The organism is Sphingobacterium sp. NGMCC 1.201703 (assembly GCF_047784615.1).
GTDB lineage: Bacteria > Bacteroidota > Bacteroidia > Sphingobacteriales > Sphingobacteriaceae > Sphingobacterium.
Genome location: NZ_JBLOHD010000014.1, coordinates 1 through 1,342, shown reverse-complemented (window position 1 = coordinate 1,342; position 1,342 = coordinate 1). Strand labels below are relative to the sequence as shown.

The 1,342-nt window shown below is 44.0% G+C and carries 1 protein-coding gene; it reads left to right on the top strand.

Annotation, left to right across the window (positions count from 1 at the left end):
• The first annotated feature begins 89 nt into the window (after positions 1-89).
• Positions 90-1,289 (top strand): IS256 family transposase, encoded by a 1,200-nt coding sequence (locus ACK8HY_RS22980; protein ID WP_416134979.1) that lies wholly within the window; start codon positions 90-92, stop codon positions 1,287-1,289.
• Positions 1,290-1,342 lie beyond the last annotated feature (53 nt).

Here is a 1,342-nt window from a genome sequence, read left to right as displayed (position 1 = left end):
GACACCGTCTCATAAAGTGTGTAAGTTATAAAAATGCGGAGTTTGAAAGGACTTCGCATTTTTTATTTACTTAACTTTATAAGAGTATGATTGACAAAGAGTCATTATTAAACGACAAGGAGTTCTTAAAGAGTTTTAAGGACGGGTTAGAGCTGCAATCATTTTTCCGGGAATTACAGGCACGTGCAGTATCGCAGATGCTTGAAGGAGAAATGGACGGCCACCTTGGCTATGAAAAGCATGAGCGCAGTGGTCAGGGCAATTCCCGAAACGGACATACGAGCAAAAAGGTCCGTGGGGATCAGGGAGATCTGGAAATTCAGGTCCCCCGGGATCGCGATGGTACATTCAATCCCATTATCGTTCCCAAGCGTAAGAACATGATTGACGGAGTTGAGAACGTGATCGTTTCGCTATATGCCAAAGGCATGAGTGTTTCGGATATAGAAAATATGATGCGCGATGTGTACGGATTTGATCTTTCTGAATCGACGATTTCCCGGATTACTGACCGTGTGGCGGGCGATGTGATTGCCTGGCAAAACCGTCCTCTGGACAACGTGTATCTGATTGTCTGGATGGATGGCATTGTCTTTAAGGTCAGGGAGAACTCCAAAGTGGTCAATAAGACCATTTATCTTGCCGTGGGCCTGAACAGGGATGGTTATAAAGAAGTTTTGGGCATGTGGCTGGGCAAGAATGAAAGCGCGAGTTTTTGGATGGGAATCCTGACAGACCTGAAGTCCCGGGGCGTAGAGGATATGCTGATTACAGCGACCGATAATCTCAACGGTTTCTCCGCTACCATACGGAGTGTATTTCCTGAATGCAGTACCCAGGTCTGTGTTGTCCATCAGATCCGAAATGCCTGCAGATATGTTGTATGGAAGGATAAAAAGGCGTTTACAGCGGATATGAGACCTATCTATGATGCTCCCAATAAACAGGCTACACAGGCCGCACTGGCAGATTTTGCCGATAGGTGGGAATCCAAATATCCCTATGCCATCAGATCATGGCGGGAGAACTGGGACGAACTGACCGTCTTTTACGACTTCCCACTTGAGATCCGACGAATTATCTATACGACAAATATCATCGAAAACATGAACGGGAAAATCCGTAAATACACCAAGAATAAACTGTCATTTCCCAGCGATGATGCTGTACTGAAATCTGTATATTTGGCTTTGAGAGAAATCTCTAAAAAGTGGACAATGCCTATTCAGAATTGGGGTATTATCCTAAATCAGTTCTTAACTTTATTTGAAAAAAGAGTCCAGTTATAAGGAACATAACTGAACTCCGTATTTTTTATTTACACACTTAGTGGGACAGTCCC